The following is a 4,553-nucleotide window of genomic DNA, read 5'->3' on the forward strand; positions in this document are numbered from 1 at the left end:
CCACGGTGGAGTCGGCAGGCACACGCGCCGGCGGAGCGGGCAGGCGACCGGCCATCAGCGCCCCGGGCAACCCCGTTCCTCCCTCGCCATCGGATCACGAGTATCCGACACCCGGGCGGAGGGCGCTGCGGGTTACAGCGAGGCGAGCCCGACGTGGAAACGAAGCTCGTCGAAGGCCGGACGCCGGGAACCTGTGGACGTCACCAGCCCCCAGCACCGGTCGACGAAGCACCCCTCGGAGGGGTCGGAGAGAGCCGTCCAGGTAGCCCCCGTGACCCCCCAATGGACCGAGGACGTCCAGACGGCCTCAGCTACCGCTCGCAGGACCCTCTGCTGGGCGAGGGGCGTCTGCAGGGCCTGCTCCACGTCCCAGTCCCCGGTGAGGACCGGGGGCCCCCGATGGAGGGTCGGGGCGCCGAACTCCCCCACCACGATCTCCACCTCGTCGCCCAGGCCCAGGATCGGCATGTAGCGCAGACGCGTGTCCTCGAGCATCCGCTCGACCTGCTGTCGGGGGCCGCCCGCTACCCAGGGGGTAGCCGGCCCCTGGGAGCCGGGGAAGATCTGCAGCCCCACGAAGGAGACCCGGTCCCTCAGCACCCCGCCGCCGGCCATCCTCAGCGCCGTCCACCAGGCCGCGTCGTGAACGGCCACCCCGCTCACCAGCCAGGAGAACCCCACCCGGGAGCCGGGCACGGCGTCCGTGGCGGCCAGGACCCCGGCGACCAGCGCCTTGTGGGCCAGTGGGTCGTGGGCATCCGACTCGGGGTCGGGAAGGGTGGCGTTGGGGCGGTTGCTGATCTCGAACGAGACGTGCGGGGTGTCGGCGAGGTCGCGGACCGTGGAACCCACCCAGGAGCGGAAACCCCCGAGCGCGTCCGACGCGACGTCGTCGACCGTGGTCCGGTACCGCAGGTTCACGAGGACCCGCCATCCCCGCTCGGCGGCCGCACGCGCGAGAGCCCGCCGCTCCATCTGTACCTCGTGGGGATCGGTCCAGGTGATCGGGATCCGGGCGACGAAAGGGTGCGTCCCGGCCAGCGCCTCGGCGTCCGGGAACTGGTCGGACGACGACATGGTCACGCCGAAGACCATCGGATGATGGCCCGAGGAGGCCCGCCCGGCCGGCAGCACCGCGGCGATCAGGGCGACGACGAGGAGCAGACCCGAGCGGCTGCGAAGGGACATACGGGACGTGTTCGCTCAAGCGGCGCCGAATCCTGCGCCACCTCTGGGGGAGCCCCGGGTGTTACCGTGCCTGCTGGTCGCCCCCGAGGGTTGAGTGGTGATGAGCGAGCGGATCCTAGCCGGACGTTACGAGCTGCTCGAGCGGCTGGGCTCGGGGGGCATGGCCGTGGTCTACCGCGGCGTGGACCGCAAGTTGGACCGCCCGGTCGCCGTGAAGCTGCTCCACCCCCAGATGGCGGCGGACGAGCGGTTCGTCGAGCGGTTCCGCCGGGAGGCCCGTCACGCCGGGGGGCTCTCGCACCCGAACATCGTCACCGTCTACGACACGGGGCAGGACGGTCCGGACGCGTTCATCGTGATGGAGCTCGTCGAGGGGACCTCCCTCAGCGAGGCGCTGCGGACGCTCGGACCCCTGTCCATAACGAGGACGGTCGAGGTCGGTACCCAGGTGCTGTCCGGGCTCGCCCACGCGCACGAGCGCGGGATCGTCCACCGGGACATCAAGCCCGGCAACGTCCTGATAGCCCGCGACGGGACGGCGAAGGTCGCCGACTTCGGGATAGCGAAGGGAGCCCAGGACGCCGGCATCGACCTGACGCAGACCGGGACGATGATGGGGACGGCCGCCTACCTGGCTCCCGAGCAGGTGGCCGGGCAGGGGACGACGCCCGCGTCGGACCAGTACGCCGTGGCCTGCGTGCTCTTCCAGTGCCTGGCCGGACAGCCCCCCTTCACGGGGGACACGCCGGTGGCGATAGCCGTCCGCCACCAGCAGGAGCCCCCTCCCGAGCTGAGCTCGTTCCGTCCGGATGTCCCGCCCGCTCTCGAGGCAGTGGTCATGCGCGGGCTCGCCAAGCGTCCGGCGGAGCGCTTCGATTCCTCGGCCGAGATGGCCCGCGCGCTTGCGGCCAGCGTCGACGCGACCTCGACGATGGCGGTACCCGCTGCCGGGGCCGGGGCGGCCGCGGCGGGGGCGGCTGCCACCGCGGCGATACCCCGGTCGGAAGGGTCGACGCAGGTGCTCTCGAGGCCGGAGCCGCCCCCGGACCGGTGGGCGTCGGCCTTCCGCACGGTCGCGATCGTCCTAGGCGTGGCCGCCCTGCTCTGGCTGCTCGGTTTCCTCGCCGTGACCTCGTTCCGGGGCGACCCCTCCGTCACGCCCGAGCCGACCCCGGCGTGGACGCCCGAGGAGCTGGAGACCCCGGAACCGACCCCGGAGCCCGAGCCGGAGCCCGAGCCGGAGCCCGACCCCACGCCGCGGCCCGACCCGACCCCGACCGTCCCGGTCGTCTCCCCGGTCGCGCCGGCCACGCCGGCGCAACCGGGTCAGTGACCCCGCGCTTGCCGTCCGGCATCCGTCCCGCTGATGGTGGTGGCGTGGACGACACTCTCCGGATCGCGATGCTCACCTACCGGGGGCAGCCCCACTCCGGGGGCCAGGGCGTCTACGTCCGCAACCTCAGCGGAGCGCTGACCCGCCTCGGTCACCACGTCGAGGTACTGTCCGGGCCCGTCTACCCCGACCTCGTGCCCGGTGTCGGCCTCGTGCGGCTGCCCAGCCTCGACCTGTACAACACGGACCGGCCCTTCCGCCCCCAGAGACCTCTGCGGTCGGTCATCGATGCGGCGGAGTACGCGGTGATGTGCGCCGGGGTCTACCCGGAACCGCTCACGTTCAGCCTCCGGGCCTGGAGGTGGCTCGCCCGCAGCCGTTGGCGCTTCGACGTCGTCCACGACAACCAGTGCCTGGGGTGGGGGCTGCTGCCCATCGCGCGGCGTCTCCCCGCCGTCGCGACCATCCACCACGCCATCACCGTGGACATGTACATACAGCTCTCCCAGATCCCCGATCCGAAGGCCCGGGCGGGGATGGCGCGTTGGTTCCGGTTCGTCGAGATGCAGAAACGGGTGGCCCGCCGGCTCCCGCGTGTGGTGACCGTCTCAGAGGCGTCGCGCGACGACATCGTCCGGGACTTCGGGATCCCCTCCGATCGGTTCACGCTCGTCCCCAACGGCGTCGACCAGGAGACGTTCGCTCCGCGCCCGGACGTGTCCAAGGTGCCGGGGCGGATCATGGCCGTGGTCAGCGCCGACCTCCCGCTGAAGGGGTTGAGGTTCCTGATCGAGGCCGTCGCGAAGCTGCGCACGGAGCGCGAGGCCGAGCTCGTGGTCGTCTCCCGGCCGCACCCCGACACCGTCGCCGCGGTCTCCCGCCTCGACCTCGAGCCATGGGTGCGTTTCGAGTCCTCCGTCACCACCGACCGGCTCGTCGAGCTCTACAACGAGGCCGAGGTGGTGGTCGTGGCATCGGTCTACGAGGGGTTCTCGCTGCCGGCCGTGGAGGCGATGGCCTGCGGCGTCCCGCTCGTCACGACCACGGGAGGAGCCCTGCCCGAGGTGACGGGTCCGGACGGTGAGGCCGCGCTCCACGTGCCCCCGGGGAGCCCGGATGCCATCGCGGCGGCCATCGCCCGCCTCCTCGACGACCCGGACCTGCGGGCCCGCCTGGCCAGAGGCGGCCGGGCCCGCGTCCTCGACCGCTACACGTGGGAAGAGGCGGCGAGCCAGACGGTGGACGTTTACCGCGAGGTCATGGCTTCGCGCTAGCCGACCCGCTCGACGACCATCGCCATCCCCTGGCCCCCTCCCACGCACATCGTCTCGAGCCCGAGCGTTCCGTCGGTCGCACGCAGCCCGTTGATGAGCGTGTTCATGATCCGGGCGCCGGTCATACCGTAGGGGTGGCCCAGCGCGATCGCTCCCCCATGGGGGTTGAAGCGGTCGTCGAACGGGTCCATCCCCACCTCCCGGCACACGGGGATCACCTGTGCCGCGAAGGCCTCGTTCAGCTCCATCACGTCGATGTCGTCGATCGTCACGCCTGCGCGCTCGAGCGCCTGACGGCACGCCTCGATCGGCCCCACGCCCATGATGGAGGGGTCGAGCGCCGAGACGCCCGTAGACCGGATCCGCACGATCGGCGTGAGGCCGTCCGCCTTCGCCTTCTCCTCCGAGACGACCACGACGGCGGCCGCCCCGTCGTTCAACGGACAGGCGTTGCCGGCGGTGACCACGCCGTCGTCCTTGAAGACGGGCTTGAGGGAGGCGAGCCGCTCGTACGTGGAGTCGGGGCGCGGTCCGTCGTCGGTGTCGACGGTCGTGCCGTCCTCCCTGGGGTAGGGCGCGATCTCGTTCTCGAAGAACCCGTTCTTCTGTGCGGCCACGGCCCGCTCCTGGGAGCGCTGCGCGAACCGGTCCATCTCCTCGCGCTGGACGCCGTACCGCTCGGCCACCACCTCGGCGGTCATCCCCATGGGCATGTAGACGTTCCACGGCGGGTTCTCCTGCACGAACCGGGGGTGCAG

General features: G+C 72.0%; 4 protein-coding genes. 2 read left to right on the forward strand and 2 right to left on the reverse strand.

Annotated elements, in window-relative coordinates:
- Window positions 1-132: 132 nt before the first annotated feature.
- Window positions 133-1,188: a hypothetical protein gene (locus VM840_08340; GenBank protein HVL81584.1), complete on the reverse strand. Its 1,056-nt coding sequence runs from the start codon at window positions 1,186-1,188 to the stop codon at window positions 133-135.
- A gap of 100 nt (window positions 1,189-1,288) precedes the next feature.
- Here VM840_08340 and VM840_08345 point away from each other — a divergent pair, with 100 nt between their 5' ends.
- Window positions 1,289-2,521, forward strand: coding sequence for a protein kinase (locus VM840_08345; protein HVL81585.1), 1,233 nt, complete (start codon window positions 1,289-1,291; stop codon window positions 2,519-2,521).
- Between the two features lie 44 nt (window positions 2,522-2,565).
- Window positions 2,566-3,795, forward strand: a complete 1,230-nt coding sequence (locus tag VM840_08350) for a glycosyltransferase family 4 protein (GenBank protein ID HVL81586.1) — start codon at window positions 2,566-2,568, stop codon at window positions 3,793-3,795.
- On the opposite strand, the gene VM840_08355 is transcribed toward VM840_08350, so the two are convergent.
- Window positions 3,792-4,553, reverse strand: a 762-nt coding sequence (locus VM840_08355; GenBank protein HVL81587.1) for an acetyl-CoA C-acyltransferase, incomplete at its 5' end; no start/stop codon positions are given. The genes VM840_08350 and VM840_08355 overlap by 4 nt on opposite strands.

The sequence above is a fragment of the Actinomycetota bacterium genome (assembly GCA_035540895.1).
Taxonomy (GTDB): Bacteria; Actinomycetota; JAICYB01; order JAICYB01; family JAICYB01; genus DATLFR01.